Genomic DNA, 1,325 nt, shown 5'->3' on the forward strand with positions numbered 1-1,325 from the left:
TCTTCACCCAAAGCCCTTCGTTTCTTGACTGGCAAATAAGAATGGAGCAGGCGCAGGGCAAGAACAACGCAGCCTCCTTGTTCGGCGTGCATCAGATTCCCTCCGATGGTCAAATTCGCAACCTTCTCGACCCAGTTCCCCCTGCCATTCTATTTCCCTTGATGGCCAGCATAGGCGACATTTTATTTGAGCAAGGGCACTTGCACGCGTTTCGTTCGATTGGCGGCACTTACCTGGTGGCGCTCGATGGCACGGATTTCTTTTCCTCGAAGACGGTTTCCTGTCCTTGCTGCACGAACGTCAAGCTCAAGGACGGCGTCGTCCAGCACCGCCATATCGCGCTGACACCCGTCATGGTGGCGCCCGGACAGGAAAGCGTGATTGCGCTCCCGCCCGAATTTGTCACGCCGCAAGATGGGCATGATAAGCAAGATTGCGAATTGGCCGCCGCAGGACGCTGGCTGGCCCAACATGGCGCGCACTACGCGGCGCGCGGCATGACCATTCTGGGCGACGATCTCTACTGTCATCAGCCGTTCTGCCAGCAAGTCCTGGCCGCGCGGGCGCATTTCCTGCTGACCTGTAAACCAACGTCCCACACCACTCTGTATGAATGGGTTGAGGAGTTGCAATGCATGGGGAAAATGGGCAGTCTCATTGTCTCCCGTCGCGTTGGGACGAAGCAGTTCACGGACACCTATCGCTTCGCCAGCGAGCTTCCGCTGCGAAACAGCAACGATGCCCTGATGGTCAATTGGTGTGAAATCGTCACCACCAATGCTAACGACGAGGTCACCTACCAGAATGCTTGGGCCACGTCACATCCAATCACGGCCGACAATGTCGCCAAAGTGGTGCAAGCGGGTCGCTCCCGTTGGAAAATCGAGAACGAAAACAACAACACCTTGAAGACCAAGGGCTATCACTTCGAGCACAACTTTGGCCATGGCCAAGAGCATCTGTCGAACCTGTTCGCAACCATGATCCTGCTGGCCTTCTTGCTCCATACCGCGCTCGATTTGCTCGATCTGCGCTACCGCGCCGTCCGCAGCGCCTTGCCCTCAAGGCGCACCTTCTTTGAGCACATTCGCGCTCTCCTGCTCTACCTCCCGTTCGACAGTTGGGATCACCTCATGACCTTCATGCTTGCCAAACTCACGCCAGACCCTGCCACCGGATAGAGCGGCAGCGCTGTCTCACATCAGTTCGAGATCGCTTTTGAATTGAGAACTGCTGTTATTGATGGCGGAACATTGACGGAAAGTGGTGGCTGCGGTATTATCTTGTCTTCGGAGTGTGGCGCAGCCCGGTAGCGCACCTGGTTT

Annotated in this window: 1 protein-coding gene; it reads left to right on the forward strand. The window is 56.5% G+C overall.

The genetic code is table 11. The features are described from left to right. Nucleotides 1-1,181 (forward strand): ISNCY family transposase (locus D0817_RS24700; RefSeq protein WP_127340995.1); only part of this gene is annotated, 1,181 nt, incomplete at its 5' end. Nucleotides 1,182-1,325 lie beyond the last annotated feature (144 nt).

Origin of the sequence: Flavobacterium cupreum, from assembly GCF_003996965.1 — a bacterium.
Taxonomy (GTDB): domain Bacteria; phylum Bacteroidota; class Bacteroidia; order Flavobacteriales; family Flavobacteriaceae; genus Flavobacterium; species Flavobacterium cupreum.